This is a genomic window from Bradyrhizobium sp. SSBR45G, assembly GCF_030159255.1.
GTDB lineage: Bacteria > Pseudomonadota > Alphaproteobacteria > Rhizobiales > Xanthobacteraceae > Bradyrhizobium.
This window is the reverse complement of sequence record NZ_BSCT01000024.1, coordinates 23087-38587: the sequence shown is the minus strand read 5'-3', so window position 1 is coordinate 38587 and position 15501 is coordinate 23087. Positions and strand designations below refer to the sequence as shown.

General features: G+C 65.0%; 10 protein-coding genes. 6 read left to right on the top strand and 4 right to left on the bottom strand.

What is annotated here, in order from left to right; translation table 11 throughout:
• The first annotated feature begins 215 nt into the window (after positions 1 to 215).
• Together QQL87_RS24405 and QQL87_RS24400 are read left to right on the top strand one after the other, a co-directional pair.
• On the top strand, positions 216 to 1211 hold the full coding sequence (locus tag QQL87_RS24405) for a LysR family transcriptional regulator (protein WP_284421300.1): 996 nt from the start codon (positions 216 to 218) through the stop codon (positions 1209 to 1211).
• Between the two features lie 947 nt (positions 1212 to 2158).
• On the top strand, positions 2159 to 4519 hold the full coding sequence (locus QQL87_RS24400) for a polysaccharide biosynthesis tyrosine autokinase (protein WP_284421299.1): 2361 nt from the start codon (positions 2159 to 2161) through the stop codon (positions 4517 to 4519).
• A 41-nt stretch (positions 4520 to 4560) separates the two neighbouring features.
• On the opposite strand, the gene QQL87_RS24395 is transcribed toward QQL87_RS24400, so the two are convergent.
• Together QQL87_RS24395 and QQL87_RS24390 are read right to left on the bottom strand one after the other, a co-directional pair.
• Entirely contained in the window at positions 4561 to 4821 is a 261-nt protein-coding gene (locus tag QQL87_RS24395; protein WP_284421298.1) for a hypothetical protein, read from the bottom strand.
• Positions 4822 to 5064: 243 nt separating this feature from the next.
• Positions 5065 to 6174: a WecB/TagA/CpsF family glycosyltransferase gene (locus QQL87_RS24390; RefSeq protein ID WP_502871211.1), complete on the bottom strand. Its 1110-nt coding sequence runs from the start codon at positions 6172 to 6174 to the stop codon at positions 5065 to 5067.
• A gap of 54 nt (positions 6175 to 6228) precedes the next feature.
• Here QQL87_RS24390 and QQL87_RS24385 point away from each other — a divergent pair, with 54 nt between their 5' ends.
• Positions 6229 to 7959: an O-antigen ligase family protein gene (locus QQL87_RS24385; protein WP_284421297.1), complete on the top strand. Its 1731-nt coding sequence runs from the start codon at positions 6229 to 6231 to the stop codon at positions 7957 to 7959.
• 41 nt (positions 7960 to 8000) lie between these two features.
• Here the strand turns inward: QQL87_RS24385 and QQL87_RS24380 are convergent, their stop codons facing one another.
• On the bottom strand, positions 8001 to 9968 hold the full coding sequence (locus tag QQL87_RS24380; protein WP_284421296.1) for a glycosyl hydrolase family 28-related protein: 1968 nt from the start codon (positions 9966 to 9968) through the stop codon (positions 8001 to 8003).
• A 189-nt stretch (positions 9969 to 10157) separates the two neighbouring features.
• Between QQL87_RS24380 and QQL87_RS24375 the strand changes: the two genes are divergently transcribed.
• From QQL87_RS24375 to QQL87_RS24365, 3 genes are all read left to right on the top strand, one after another.
• Positions 10158 to 11108: a glycosyltransferase family 2 protein gene (locus QQL87_RS24375; RefSeq protein WP_284421294.1), complete on the top strand. Its 951-nt coding sequence runs from the start codon at positions 10158 to 10160 to the stop codon at positions 11106 to 11108.
• 78 nt (positions 11109 to 11186) lie between these two features.
• Complete coding sequence (locus tag QQL87_RS24370; protein WP_284421293.1) at positions 11187 to 12473, top strand: acyltransferase family protein; 1287 nt, start codon at positions 11187 to 11189, stop codon at positions 12471 to 12473.
• A gap of 180 nt (positions 12474 to 12653) precedes the next feature.
• The gene (locus QQL87_RS24365; RefSeq protein WP_284421292.1) at positions 12654 to 13511 is read left to right on the top strand and encodes an SDR family NAD(P)-dependent oxidoreductase; all 858 of its coding nucleotides are present in this window, start codon (positions 12654 to 12656) and stop codon (positions 13509 to 13511) included.
• A 35-nt stretch (positions 13512 to 13546) separates the two neighbouring features.
• Here the strand turns inward: QQL87_RS24365 and asnB are convergent, their stop codons facing one another.
• Positions 13547 to 15487, bottom strand: a complete 1941-nt coding sequence (gene asnB, locus QQL87_RS24360; protein WP_284421291.1) for an asparagine synthase (glutamine-hydrolyzing) — start codon at positions 15485 to 15487, stop codon at positions 13547 to 13549.
• Between the last annotated feature and the right edge of the window lie 14 nt (positions 15488 to 15501).

Here is a 15501-nt window from a genome sequence, read left to right as displayed (position 1 = left end):
CGGCTCGCGCGCCAATCTCCGATGTTGTCCCGGCGAACGCCGGGACCCATAACCACATGGGGTTGTTGTGACGCTCGACCTCTCCCCGCATGCCTCACTGCGAGATTACGCGGTATGGGTCCCGGCGTTCGCCGGGACGACGCGCGGAGACGTTACGCGACAGCATGACGTTTCAAGACGCCGACACAACCGACTAATTACTTCGGAGTCCCCCAATGGAACTACGCCTGTTCCGCTACTGCGTCGCCGTTGCCGAGGAGGCGAGCTTCACCCGCGCGGCGGCGCGGCTGCGGATTGCGCAACCGGCGCTGAGCCGGCAGATCAAGGCGGTGGAGAACGAGATCGGCTTCGCACTGTTCCAGCGCGGCCTGCGCGGCGTCACCTTGACCGAGCCCGGACGCGTGCTGATCGCGAGCGCGCGCACCGTGCTGGCGGAGGCCGAGGCTGCCGTGCAGAAGGCGCGCCGCGCCGGCCGCGGCGAGCTCGGGCTGCTGCGGATCGGCTTCACCGCCTCGGCCTCGTTCAACCCGTTCGTCACCGGCGCGATCCGCGACTTCCGCACCACCTATCCGGACGTCGAGGTCGAGCTGATCGAGGAAGCCACCAGCTTCCTGCTCGAGCGCTTCGCCACCGGCCGGCTCGATGTCGCGTTCCTGCGTCCAGCACCTGGCGAGGTCGATCACCTCCTGTCGCAGCGCGCCGTCGCCGAGCCGCTGGTGGTCGCGATGCCGAGCGGCCACAAGCAGGCGGGACGAAAATCCGTGTCGCTGGCCTCGCTCGCCGACGACGCCTTCATCCTGTATCCGCGCCCGAACGGCCGCGCGCTGTTCGACAGCATCGTGTCGGCCTGCCAGGCCGCCGGCTTCTCGCCCAAGATCCTGCAGGTCGCGCCGCAGCTCACCTCCGTCGTCAACCTCGTCGCCACCGGCATCGGCGTGTCGATCGTGCCGCGCTCGATGGCGCAGGTGTCGACCGACGGCGTCGTCTATCGTCCCCTCATCCACGCCCCGCAGGCCGAAATCACGCTGGTCCGCCGCAACCAGCCCGAGCCGCGCTCCGCGGTTTTGTTCGCCGAGCTGGTGCGGTCGCGGGCTTCGAGGCCAGCGGAGATGTTGCCGGATGCAGCAGATGACCGTCGGACCGCATCCCGCAAGGCCCCACGTCCCTCCAGGCGGAAGCCAGGCAAATCAACGCGGACGCGGCGCCGCTGACGAGCGGCTGGTCGTCACCGCCTGCCCGACGGGCGACTCATGCGCTCCCGTTTGCGCCGCCGGCCCGCTGATATCCACGCGGAACGCTGGCCAGGGGCGTTGCGCCAAAAAACGCGTTTTCTTCGTCGCCTCAGTCACATCACCCATGTCCAGTCCTCACCGCAAAAAGATTTCACTTTCGTTTTTTCGGAATTCATGGTTGTCTGGGCGCGTCCCGCCTCGCCATGAGGGGCGCATCGCGATCGTCACGACGCGCGGGGTGGGATGCGGTGGGTGTGTCGGCTCGCAGCGTGACTAAGGTCATGCAGACGAACGAGCTTGGCGCGCCGGCGAAATCGTAGGGTCCTGGCCTCCCGACGCTGAGGCCACGCGGTCGGTGACGATGATCCGGCCGTTACGGGGGCAAGACAGCCGGTCCCCGGGGAGAGGACGTATAAGCCGCCCAACCACCGCGCGGGGAATGCCGGGATGTCTCGGCTGAACCTGTGGTTCCTGCCGCCTGCATTCTTTTCTGCAGGCGGGCCATGGGTGCGGCCAGCGCCCGGCATTCCCCGCGCCCTCTTGTAAAAGGGGGCGAAACGACCCGAACAGCTCGGACGCAAATGCGCCGCGAGGCCGCGGCGTCACGCCGGGCGCCCCGATGCCGTCTGCTGAATTCGGCCTCGCCTCGTCGACCCCAGCAATCCGGCGAGCGGATCGGTGGCCGTCCACACCGTGATCCGGCGCAGCACGGCGAACTCGCCGACCTTGCCGGAGCAGCGCGCACCCCCACGCTTTCGCCATACACGTTATTTAATTTCAAAAGGCCACTTGATGGGCAAAATTAGATTTAATATAAATTAAATCGTACGACAGACGATTTAATGGTCCAAAAAGCAAAATCCTTGTTTTCGCAGGCACCCGGACGGCTCCGACGTCCGAAGCGCAACCGATGAAGCTTCAAAGACATGCTGCACAATCCCAACGCGAGCACGGTTGCCTATAATCCCCAGCAGGACCATGGCTGGGAACGGACCGGACCCGGCCCGTTCGACGTGGCGCTGGGCTTCCTGCGCCGGCACTATCTCCTGATCGCGATCACGACAGTGGTTTCCCTCGTCGCGAGCTTCACCGTCCTGAAGCTCGTGCCGCCGACCTATTCGGCCGACGTGAAGATCATGCTCGGCAGCGCGAAGCCGCCGGTCCTGCAGCCGCAGCCGGTCCAGGACGACCCGCCGCTCGACATGGAATCCCAGATCGAAATCCTGAAGTCCAAGTCGGTCGCGACGGCGGTCATCAGCAAGCTGAACCTGGCGGACGATCCGGACTTCAGCGGCAAGGCCAGCCCGCTGCACGGCGTCATGGGCGCCATCCGCCGGCTGGTGAGCTCCACGCCGGAACCGAGCGCGCCGTCCATGGACGATCTGCTCGAGGAATTTCAGCGTCGAATGAACGCGTTCAGGATCGGCACCAGCACCGTCGTCGAAGTCGATTTCACCGCCAGCGACCCGCAGCGCGCCGCGATGATCGCCAATGCGATCGTGAAGGAGTATTTCGATCAGCAGTTGAAGGCTGAAGCGAACGAGCAGCGGACGGTCACGGCCTGGCTGCACGATCGGCTGCAGGAACTCGGCAACGACGCGACCTCGGCGGAGCGCGCGGTGAACGACCTGAAGAGCCGGCACAACATCGTTTCCGCTGACGGCCGGTTCGTGGACCAGCAGCAGATCACCGAGCTGACCAATCGGCTGGTGGCCGCCCGCACGCACACGAGCTCGCTGATGACCCGGCTCAACCGGTTCGACGAGATGCTGGCCTCGAGCACTTCCGATTCGCCGGTCGACAGCTTCGCAGCCGTATCGGACTTCGCTCCGGCGGAGCTGAGCGGCAATCTCAATCCGCCCGACGGGCTCTCGATCAGCAATTCCAACAGCACGGCGATCATCAACAGCCTGCGCCAGCAATATCTCGACAATGCCAAGCGGGAATACGAATACGCCGCCAAATACGGCAGCGACCATCTCGCCGTCATCAATATCCGCGCCGCCATGAAGAGCATCCGCCAGGCCATCCTCGACGAGGTGCGGCGCCTCGCCGATGTCGCCAAGCACGACTACGCCGAGGCCAGGCAGCAGCAGCAGGAGGTCGAAAAGCAGCTCGCCCAGGCGGTGGTCCGATCGCAGGATACCATGGCCGCCGAGATCAGCATCCGCGAGCTCGAGACCAGCGCGAAGGGATACCGCGCCCTCTACGATACCTTCCTCCAGCGTTACATGGGCTCGGTCCAGCAGGGCTCGTTCCCGATCGCCAAGGCGCGCGTCATTTCTGCGGCGACGCCGCCGAAGAAGAAAATCAAGCCGAAATCCCTCGTGCTGCTGGGGATCGGCTTGTTTGGCGGCCTTGCATTCGGCGGCGGCCTCGGGCTGCTGAGGGAATTGCGAGATCGCAGCTTTCGAACGACCGATCAGCTCGAGGACCGCCTGCGCCTGCCCTGCCTGTCCGTCGTCCCCTTGCTCAGGCAAGGCGAGGTGAACAGGATCACCAGCAAGGCTGCGCTGGGCGCTGCCGGCAAGGCCGACGCCGAATGCAGCCGGCGCATGATGACGCGGGGAACCGGAGCCTGCTGGGCGGCATCGGCGATGCCCTCCTCACGCTTCGCGGAATCGATCCGTTCGCTGAAGGTCGCGATCGATCAGGATCCAAACCGGACCGCGCGGAAAGTGCTCGGCCTGACCTCCGCGCTGCCCAACGAAGGCAAGTCGATGATCGCCGCCTCGCTCGCCCAGTCGATCGCCAGCTCGGGCAAGCGCGTCATCGTCATCGATTGCGACCTCAGAAACCCGTCGCTCTCTGCGACCCTCGCTCCCGACGCCGGCACGGGGATCGCCGACATCGTCTCGGGGGCGCGGCTGCTGGAGGAGACGGTCTGGACCGACCCGGCGACACGGCTGGATTTCCTGCCCGGCAAGGGCGCCGCCCATCGCGACACCAGCGACATCCTGGCCAATGAGCAGATGCGCAAGCTGTTCGAGCAGCTGCGCGCTTCCTACGACTACATCATCGTCGATCTGCCGCCGCTGGCGCCGGTCGCCGACGCACGCGCCATTTCGGGGCTGCTCGACAGCTTCGTGCTCGTGGTCGAATGGGGACGCACGCCGGCGGACGTCGTCGAGCATGCGCTCAACACGGCGCCAAACGTCTATGACGCCCTGCTCGGTGTCGTGCTCAACAAGACCGACATGAAGGCGCTGAAGCGCTATGCCAACCATTTCGGCGACTACTACAATCACCGGTACTATGCCCGTTACGGGAGCGTCATGGCCGAGTAGACGGGCCGGCGCGGCGACCGGTCGACGCGGGGGGCTTGCGATCAGCGCTGATGCTCGGGCCGGATCGAAGGATGGGCGATCCCGGCGCGCTCGAGCACGCTGCGCAGATACATGCCAGAGAGGTAGCCCAGCTGGACGGCAAACAGGCCACCGACCGAATACAGCGCGGCTGACAGGCCGCTCATGGCCGCAGCCGCGAGGCACTCCACGGCGACGATGGCGACGAGTGCAATCAGGGTGCGAACGTTGAAGATCGCTCCCGCGACTGCACCGGCCCCGAAATGAAGCGCGATCACCCACATCAGTTTTCATGCCTCCTCGGCCGTGGCGAGAGGCTAGCGGCGAATGGTTAGTGATGAGCTAAACCGCCTGGGAGGATTCGAGCAAGCGTATTGCGGCAACACTGCGTCGCGGAAAAATCGCCCTCGGGGGGCCAAGCAGCTGCAGCATCGGCGCCGGGTGCGGTCAGTTCGCCCCGTCGAACCGGGGCACCACCTCGCCGGAATGCGCTGGCGGACGATGCCGCCGGCGGCCGATCCCGGCGTTCACTGCAATTCCAGGCCGCCGAAGCGGAAGATCCTGGCCAGCTGAGGAGAGACGCCGACGAAACTCGCCATGCACCCCTGGGCCTCCAGCTGCTTCCGCAGCATCAGCAGCAATCCGAGGAACCGCGCATCGATGGCGCAGACATTGGAGAAATCGAGCTTGACGCGCTTGCGGACCGCAACCGCCGACCGAAACACCGGAATGGCCCGGTCCACATGCCGCGCATCGGCAGGTCCGGAGAGGCTGAGCGTGACCTCCCGCGAGCCGTAGTCCTGCGTGATCGTGAGGGCTTCGCCCCGCTCATGCGTGCGCCGCATCCACCAGGTCCACGCAACGAATGGCAGCACGCGGCTGAACAGCAGCCGCAGCATCGCCGTCCCGTCGTTCCAGTAGCGACGCCAGAGATAGGGCTCCTCCTTGATGCGCCACAGCCACTCCAGGCCCACGCTGCGCAGGAACCCCGGCGCGCGCTTCACCGTGCCAGCCTGGAAGTTCAGCGCGGCGCCCAGATGGGCACGTACCGGAATATCGAGGCGCTGATGGTTGCGCTGGAGCCAGGACTGCCCCTTCTGACTGCTCAGGGACGCGACCAGGAAATCCGCCCCGCTGGCATTGATCTCCTCGATGATATGATCTCCGCTCATCTCCTCGGCGGAGCAGTAACCCGGGTTCGACCAGCCGACGCAGCGAAGCCCGCCCGAGTTGCTGTTCAGAGTCCGCGCGGCGCGCTCGGCGGCCCCTTCCGGACCTCCGAAGAGGAACAGCTTGAGGGACGACGCCGAGCCGGCATCCGATTTGAGCGCATCGAAGATATCGGCCCCGGCCGTCCGGGTCTTGATCGGGATTCCGATCAGGCGCGCGATCCAGACCACCGGCATGCCGTCGACGGTGCAGAGGTCGCTCAGGATCAGCGAGTCCCTGAAGCTCCTGTTCGACTGGCTGGTGACCAGGAAGTTGAGATTGGGAGTCGAGATGAGAAATCGCGTCCTGGATCGGGCGGCGTCGCGGATGCGGCGCAGAACGCCCCGCATCCCGATGGCATCGATGGGGATTCCGAGGACGCAATAGACGTCGCGCGACAGGTCGTCGGGGACCGCGGGATCGGGCATGCGCGCGTCGACCTCGGGCCGGTCGCGACCGGCGTCCGAGCGACCCCCGCGATAATGGGAGCGCGAAGCCTCCTGTCGTTCCTGCGTGGTAAGCATCGACCGCTCTCCCTGGATCTGCGCCGCAGCGCGGCGCTGCCGGATGGCGTGGCCCCCGGCGACGGCCTCCGCCGAAGGAGGACGAACTCAATTCAACATTTAATTTTAAATGATCTGATTTATTTAATGTGGTTTATTTGTGGGCGCGACGGCCATTTCCGGCAGACATCAAGCAACACGTCACGATTATTCGGTATTTTCGCGTTGCCATTTGATTTAATCGCGGCCCGGGATAATATTTGCGGACGACGGGCCGGCCGGTTTGACCGCGTCCGGTCCCGACAAACAGACAGAGCGCAGATGCCCAGACCTTCAACGACGTACCTTTCGGCCGGGCCGCGCCTGTCGGCATCAGCCTTCGACGTCTGCGCGCTGATCCCGATCGCGGCCTTCGCCTATTCGTCGCTGATCCAGCCACTGATCTATTTCAACTTCCCGCCAACGCCCGGGCTTCAAGGCCTGCTCGAAAGCCGGATCGAGAACCGGATCTTCTGGCCGGCTTTGGCGGCCCTTGCCATCATCGCTGCAGCACAGCGCCTGGCGCGCGGCGGCCGTCTCTCCGTTCCGCCGAACATCGTCAGTCTCTGCGCCTATTTCGGTTTTGCCGGCGCCAGCGTCACATGGGCACTCAAGCCCGAGCTCGCTTTCGTCCGCTTCGCGCAGGAAGCGATGATCCTCACCGCGATCGTGCTGCCCGCCCTGCTGTCGAATCCGACGGCAGACATCATGCGGGGGATGTTCGTCTGCTTTGCGATCGGTGTGATCCTGAACGTGCTGTTGATCCCCGGCGGCTATGCGACCTATGCGCAATACGGCACGCAGCTGGTCGATATCGGCTACCAGGGATATTTCTCTGGCAAGAACCTGCTCGGCGAGTTCGCCGCCACCGCGCTTCTGCTGGCGCTCCACGAGCTACGTTATCCCGGTTATCGCCGGGCGTCGGGGCTCGTGGTTGCGCTCGCCGCCGTCACCTTGATCTTCATCTCCAGTTCCAAGACGGCGCTTGGCCTTGCGCTCGTGGCTCCGGCTCTCGCGCTCCTGGTGCTTCTCGTCGCCAGGACGTTCCGGCTCGCGCCGGTGCTGATCCTCACAACAATGGTCTTGGGCTACATCGTGCTGAGCGAGCTCGCGGGCTTTGGCACGAACCGGATCGCCTATCTGCTGACAGGGGATTCCAGCTTCACGGGTCGGACCACCATATGGGCGTTCTCAAAACTGGAGATCGCACAACGGCCGCTTCTGGGGTGGGGATATCAGAGCTTCTGGCTGGTCGGAGCGGACGCGCCAAGCGTGACCGAGGCACCCGGCTGGGTGAAGGGCATGCCGAATTCCCACAATGGCTTCTACGACACCATGCTCGAGCTGGGCTATGTCGGCCTGGCCCTTCTCCTCGCGTTTCTCGCTGCGACCGTTCATGTGATCGGACGTGTGATGAAGCATGATTTCAAGCGCGCGTGGATCCTTCTATCCATCGCCTTGTTCGTCATGATCTATAATTTCATCGAAACCCTGTGGCTGCGCGCCTTCGACGTGACGTGGGTCGCATTCGTGCTCGTGACGGTCGAAGCCGCGCGCTATTGGAGCCGGTCACCGCTGAGCACGCCCATCCGCCGACCGATGCCGACACGAGCAGTCCATTCCGTGCGCACACGCCTGGCATGGCGGCCTCGGCTCGGGGTCCGCTTCTGACGGACACGGCGACCTGAACTTCGTGAGCAGCATCGGCACCTCTATTGCGTCGCTCCCGGAGCCGCCGCGAACGGCGTCCCCGCATCGAACCTGTCCTTTGCCGGCAGGAGATGAAGCTTGATGTCACCGGTCGGATCGACCCAAGGCCAGGGATGATGGCCAAAGAAGCCGGGCTTGGCACGCAAATAGAGCGATGCCGGCAGCGACTGCATCGGGAGGCCGCGGGTCCAGATCACCTGGTTGCTGAGATAGTCGAAATTGCCGCCGCGGATCACCGTCGCCAACGTCTTCGGGTCCGGCGCCATCGTCCATCGCTCGGGATCATAGCCGAGCATCCAGATGTCGCCCACCGCGCCCTGCCCCCAGCGCGCCATGTTGGCTTGCATCGAGGGATCGTCATAGGCCCACCCGCTCATGCGTCCCGGACGCCCCAGCACGTTGCCCACGAAGGAGTCCCACCACGATCCATAAGCAAGGCCAACGGTGCGCAGACCGGAACGGTCGACGAAGCGCTGGCGCTGCCCCGTCAGATGATTGCGGAAGAAGGTCAGATAGATCGCGTTGCCATGCGTATAGTCGCTGTCGGCATTGTGCGACAGGTTGCCTTCGAACAGGACGTGATGCGAGCCGGCCATATGCGACGCGTTGATGCCGACTTCGACCCAGCCGGGATTGTCGAAGTCAAACGAATCATCGGCATAGTTGTAGCCGACCACCGTACCGGCGCCGGCCGACCGGAACACCATGTTCTTGCAGACGTCGACGAGGATATTGTTCTCGATCAAGGCCTCGGACGAGCCCGACGCCAGACTGATCGCGTATCCGGCGCCGCCCGGCTGCGGCCACGCCCCCGCATGGACATAGGAATCGCGAAGCTCGATCCGGAACGAATTGTCGATCGCGACGCCCTCGCCGAGCCACTGCGTCACCTCGATCGATCGGGCCCATGAATAGGCGGCGGTCTCGAACCGCAGCGCGCCCTCCGCACCACCGATGATGCTCAGATTCTCGACGCCTGCGTGAGCGACATGGATATCGCGATTGTTGGCGGCATGACCGCCACTGTTCGGATCGGTGCTGTAAGGTGTGAGCTGTGCCTGATGGCTTAAGCGATAACTGATCGTCAGCGGCGAGGTGAAGGTGACCGTGGTCGGCGACACGGCCGCGATTTCCTTGATCTCCGCGGTTGCCCGGTCGGTTCGTGCGAACCACGCCATCGACTTTGGCAGCTCGCCGGGCATTTGATCATAGGGGCCGTCGGCATTCGCGCCGGCATTGTCGTCCCCCGGCTGCACCGGAAAATGCATGTTCCAGGCGACGCGATCGCCCTGCCAGACCTTGGCCGCTGCTGGAAAGCCCGCCGGCGTCGTCTGCCATGACGCGCCCGACGCCTCGTCGACCAGGACGAAATCGCCGGCCTTCAGGGCCGCAGTGCTTGCCAGCGCGACGGTGCTGGCGCCCTTGGCACCGTCCGCAAGCAGAGACTGCGAGGCGGCGGTGTCGGGACCGTTGTTCCAGCGTGACGGTCCGACGATGATGATCGGGCTGGCATCATAGCTGTACGAGGCGGGGTCGACCGGCGTCAGGATCCCCTGGGTGCCGGGAATGACCGCAGAGGTCCTGGCGCGGGCGCCGTTCGGCTTCACCAGCCTCGTCGCGCCTGCGCCCGAACCGCGCAGCGTGACCGGGCGATTGATCAGGAGGGGCGCGCTGACGATGAACGTACCCGGTCCGAGCATCACCACCTGCCCCGCCGGTGCAGCGGCGAGCGCTGCCTGAATCGCGGCGGTATCATCCTTTTCGCTCGGAGACAGCGTTCGGTAGATCGTGGTGCGGTTGGGAATGCCGCCCATGGACGTCAGGCCGGGATTCCAGGCGACTGCGCGATCGGCAGGCAGCAGACTGCCGGGCGGAGCCGGCAGCCCGATCGGCGCATTTGCCTCGGAAGCTTCGCCGGGCTGCCCGGCGTAGCCAGGAGCGACCAGGGCCGCGAGGGCCAGTGTCCACAATATGCCGAAGCGGAGGCAACCCCGGCGTGGAACGCCGGGAGCGGACGAATTTAAAAACACCATGATTTTGACACGTCGCATCTCATAATATTAAATCACGATTTAATTTATTGAAAGCCGCCCGGTACCGCTCCGCCCCGATAAGGGCGCTGCGGCCGCCCGCAGCCTTCCGCATAGGGATTTCGAGACGTGACGCCATCGCGCCGCTACCTGCTGATCTCGCCGTGCCGCGACGAGGCACAATATCTCCGACGAACGCTGGACAGCGTGGCGGCGCAAACGGTGCCGCCAGCCCTCTGGATCGTCGTGGACGACGGCTCGACCGACGACACCCCCGCCATCCTGGAGGACTATGCGAAGCGCCTGCCCTATCTCCGCGTGGTGCGCCGCGCCGATCGCGGCGGACGCAAGGTCGGCCCCGGCGTGATCGAGGCGTTCTATGCCGGTCTGGAAACCGTACGGCTCGAGGACTACGATTATATCTGCAAGCTCGACATGGATCTCGACCTGCCTCCGCGCTATTTCGAGCTGCTGATGGCGCGGATGGAGGGGGATCCGAGGGTCGGGACCACCTCGGGCAAGCCCTGGTTCGTCCACCCGCAGACCGGCGCCCTGGAGCCGGAGGTCTGCGGCGACGAGATGTCGGTCGGCATGACCAAGTTCTACCGCGTGGCCTGCTTCCAGGAGATCGGCGGCTTCGTACGCCAGGTGATGTGGGACGGCATCGACTGCCACCGCTGCCGCATGCTCGGCTGGATTGCCGAGAGCATCGACACCGAGGCGCTGCGCTTCATTCATCTGCGGCCGCAAGGTGCGAGCCACAAGGGCATCTGGACAGGACGCCTGCGCAAGGGCTTCGGCCAGTATTTCATGGGCACATCGCCGCTCTATCATCTCGCGGTGGCGGTCTATCATCTGCCCGCCTATCCCGCGCTGATCGGCAGCACGGCCATGCTATGGGGGTATTTCCGAAGCTGGCTGCAGGGCCTGCCGCGCTACGACGATCTCGAGTTCCGCCGCTTCCTGCGCACCTATCAGCGGGCCTGCCTGCGCCTGGGCAAGCGCGCCGCCACGGCGCGGATCAATGCCGAGCGAGATCAACTCTGGCGCGCCAGCCACCCTCTCGCCGACACAAGGTGATCCGCGCCCGGCAGATCGCAGCGCGGCCGAAGCGACATTTGCGAAGCAAGCCTTTCTCCGACGTCTCGATTGGACATCATGGCCAAGATTCTCGCGTTCAGCCGTCGTGGCGGTGCCTCCGCGCCCATGCCGATCGAGGTCACCGATAACAGCAGCACATCTGCCGCCACTCCATCGGCCCCGGATGCGCAGGTCAGCATATCGCCTGTGATTCCGTCGCTGGACGGCATCCGCGCACTGTCGGTGCTGATCGTCGTTCTCGGTCATTCCGGGCTGCAGACCCTGATCCCAGGCGGATTCGGCGTCACGATCTTCTTCTTCCTGAGCGGGTTCCTGATCTCGACCCTCATGCTCTCGGAGCATGAGCGAACCGGAACCATCAACGTCCCGCGCTTCTACGCCCGCCGCGTCTTCCGATTGATGCCGCCGCTGCTGATCACTTTGGCGATCGCCTATGGGCTTACTTGTGCCGGCATGCTGGATGGCGGGATCACGCTCCAGGGGCTGGCGGCGCAGCTGCTCTATTTTGCGAACTACTATGGCCTGTTCTTCGATCCCGGCAACACCGTCCCGGACGGCACTGGCATTCTGTGGTCGCTCGCGGTCGAGGAGCACTTCTATATCGTCTATCCGCTGCTGATGACGCTGCTGCTCGGGTCCGCGCTGCGCCCCCGCACCGTCGGGGCGCTGCTCGGGCTCGTCTGCCTCGCCGTCCTCGCCTGGCGCTTCCATCTGGTGCATACGCCCGGCTTTTTTCCCGACCGGACCTACTATGCGTCCGATACGCGCATCGACTCCATCGCCTATGGCTGCGTGCTGGCGCTCGTCATGAACCCGGCGCGGCAGCGGTCGAAGCCGGGCGCGATGTCTCCGAAACATTGGGCGATATTGCTGGCCGCAGTGGCCGTGCTGCTGCTGTCGTTGCTCTACCGCGATCCGGTCTTCCGCGAGACGGCGCGCTACAGCATTCAGGGTCTGGCCCTGATGCCGTTGTTCTACTTCGCCGTCCGCTTTGCCGACACGCCGCCGTTCCGTCTTCTGAACCGTTCCTGGATGATGACGCTCGGCACCTATTCCTACGCGATCTATCTGATCCACAATGTGGTGATCCGAACCTTCGACAAGACCTTTCCGGCGATTGCCGCCAAGCCCTACATGCTGTTTCCGCTCACGCTTCTGATCTCGGTCGTCTATGCCGCGGTGATCGAGCGCCTGGTGGAGCCGTATTTCAGGCAGCTCAGACACAGGTTCAGGCCGGGGTCGACTGGCGCCTCGGTTACTGTCGGACAATCACCGGGCTCGAGCGCAATCGACCGCCCGCTTCGCGATCGCATCGTGCAGAGGCCGACGACACGCGCGTTCTGATCGTTCAGGAGGCGATCAGATCTCGTCAGATGCCTGCGAGGCCATGCGCGCCACATGGGCGGTGCCGGCCGACGCCGCTCGGCAGCTTCAAATATAATGCGTCAAATTGTGCAATTTAATTCCCGCGCCGCACATTTAATATTGGCGCGTGGGCGATGACTATTAGCTGGAGACTGGCGTATGCGGATCGCGAGCGCTGTCGCACGACGAATTCGACGAAATACGCTCGGTCCGCTGCCGGACGACCCGGCGCTGAAGCCTTTGAGATCGCCGCTGCAGATCGATTTGTCAGGCCGGGTTGCGCTCGTCACCGGCGCAGCGGGAGAGATCGGCAGGCCGATCGCGCGAACGCTGGCCGCCTGCGGCGCCAAGGTCGCGATCCACTACCTGACGGCGCGCGATGTGGCCGAGCGCCTCTGCGACGAGTTGAACGAGCTTGAGCCGCAGCGCGCCTGTACGATCTCCGGCGACGTTGCCAGGCTCGAAGATGTCGAGGCGATGCGCCCTATAGTCGAGAGCAGGCTCGGCCCCGTGGACATCGTCGTGAACAACGCGGTGACGTGGTTCGACGAAGGTCCTGTCATCGATCAGACCGCCGACCAGTTCGACCGGGTGTTTCGTTCCTCGGTTCTGCAGGCCTGGGCGACCGCCCGGGTGTTCTCCGGCCCGATGATCGAGCGCAGATGGGGACGGCTGATTTCGCTCGGCACGGAGATGACGAGCCTCGCTTTGCCCAACCGTGCACCTTACACCGCCGCGAAATGTGCCATGGACGGCATGCTGCGCTCGCTGGCGAAAGAGCTCGGGGAACATGGCATCACCGTCAATCAGGTGGCGCCCGGCTGGGTCATCTCCGACAAGGATCGCCGCGACCGCGACGAGGTGCAGCCGCTCTATGAGCGCTCGGTGCCGCTTGGACGGCGTGGCTATGATCAGGACGTCGCCAACATGATCGCCTTTCTGGCCTCCGACCTCGCAGGTTTCGTCACCGGCGTGCGCGTGCCGGTCTGCGGCGGAATTGTCATGCCCGAGGCCTGAGACGCTCTCGCGGCTCGGCATTCGATCATTGTCCGTCAGCGGAAGACGCGGTGGCGGTGACACCAGCGGACGAACACATAGATCGACCAGACGCGGGACCAGTAGAGTCCGGGGGCGCCGTCGAGAAAGGCGCGCCAGAGCCGCTCCACCGCCGCGGGCGCGAGGCCGACGGACGCGATGGCCTGCGGGTCGCGCAAGGTCTGGTCCATCGCATCCTGCAGACCACGCCGGATCCAGCGATCCAGCGGCAAGACGAAGCCGCTCTTCGGTCGGTCGAACAGCGTCAGATCCAGCCCGCGCAGGCCGACGCGCCTGAGCATTGCCTTGCTGCGCAACGGCTCGTAGCGCGCTTGATCGGGCAGCCGGTCGACGCTTTCGAACAGCACCTGATCGACCAGCGGCACACGCTGCTCCAGCGAGGCCGCCATGCTCGCGACGTCATTGTCCCGCAGCAGCCGCTCGCCAAGGAACAGGCGCTGCTCCATGACGCTGATCGCCGACAACGGCGTACGGGCGCGGGTCTCCGCCGTGATCTTGGCCTTCATCGCCGTTGGAAGACCGTCACTCAACGTCGCGACCAGGTCGGGCGCGAGCAGATCACGCTGGAAGCCGGGAAGGAACAGCGCATACGCCATCTGGTAGAGCGCCAGCAGATCATCGCTGCGCCGAACCATGTCCGGGAGCTTGGCCCAGCGCGTCTGCGAAGCGACGACGCTGCCCGACGGCGACAGCAGCCGGGCGGCGAGCTTTGCCGCGGCGACTTTCAGGCCCGCCGGCACCGATGCCGTCCGCCGCGACCATTGCTGCAGCACCGGCAGATCGCGGAACGACGTGTAGCCGCCGAACAGCTCGTCGCCCCCCGTGCCCGACAAGGCGACGGTGAAGCCGGCGCCGCGGATGGCGTGTGACATGTAGTAGGAGTTGAGGCCGTCGAATGTCGGCTGGTCCAGGCTGTCGAGCGCGGCATCGAGATTGTCGACGAAATGCTGCTCGGTCAGCACCACCTCGTGATGCTCGGTGCCGATGGCATCGGCGATGCGCCGCGCGATCGGTCCCTCGTTCAGCTCCTGCTCCTCGAACGCAAGCGTGAAGGTGTGGATCGGGCTCTTCGCCGCGCGCTGCGCCAGATTGGCCATGACCGAAGAATCGATGCCACCGGAGAGAAACACCGCCAGCGGCACGTCGCTCGCCAGATGCAGTCCGAGCGTATCCTGAAGAATGGCGGCCAGCTGTTCCTCGTCCATGACCTGCTCCGGCGCATGGCCGGGGATGGTCCAGAAATCCGCGTCGCGGATCGTATTCCCGACACCGTCGAACGCCGTCAGATGGCCCGGAGGCAACAGCTCGACGCCCTTGACCGCCGTGCCCGGCCCGACCACGAAGCCGTTCCAGACGCCGCTGGCCACCGCCTGCGGATCGAGTTGCGGCTTGCCGAGAAGGCCCGAGGCCAGGAGCGCGCGCAGCTCCGACGCGAAAGCCAGTGACCAGCCGGCACCGGGACTTGCGGCACGGGCCACATAGAGCGGCTTGATGCCGAGCGGATCGCGCGCCAGCAGCAGCCGGCGCTCGCTTGGATCCCAGCAGGCGAAGGCGAACATGCCGCGCAGCCAGGATACGGCGTCCGGCCCGTGCAGGCCGAGCGCGCGCAACATCACCGCGGTATCGCCCGTGGAGTTGAATTGCTGTCGCTCCGCCATCAGGCGGTGTCGCAGATCGGCGAAATTATAGATCTCGCCGTTGAAGACGATGACATGACCCGTGACCGGGTCCGTCATGGGCTGCACGCCGGCGGGCGACAGATCGAGGATGGCAAGACGGCGGTGGGCCAGCAGCGCGCCCCAGCCGCGCTCGTCCGCCTCGGAGACCCAGGTTCCCCCGGCATCCGGACCGCGATGAAGCATGGCGTCGTTCATGCGCTGAAGCGCTGCGCGGTTGTCGTCGTCGACCCGCCCGATGATCCCAGCAATGCCACACATCAGATAAATCCGTT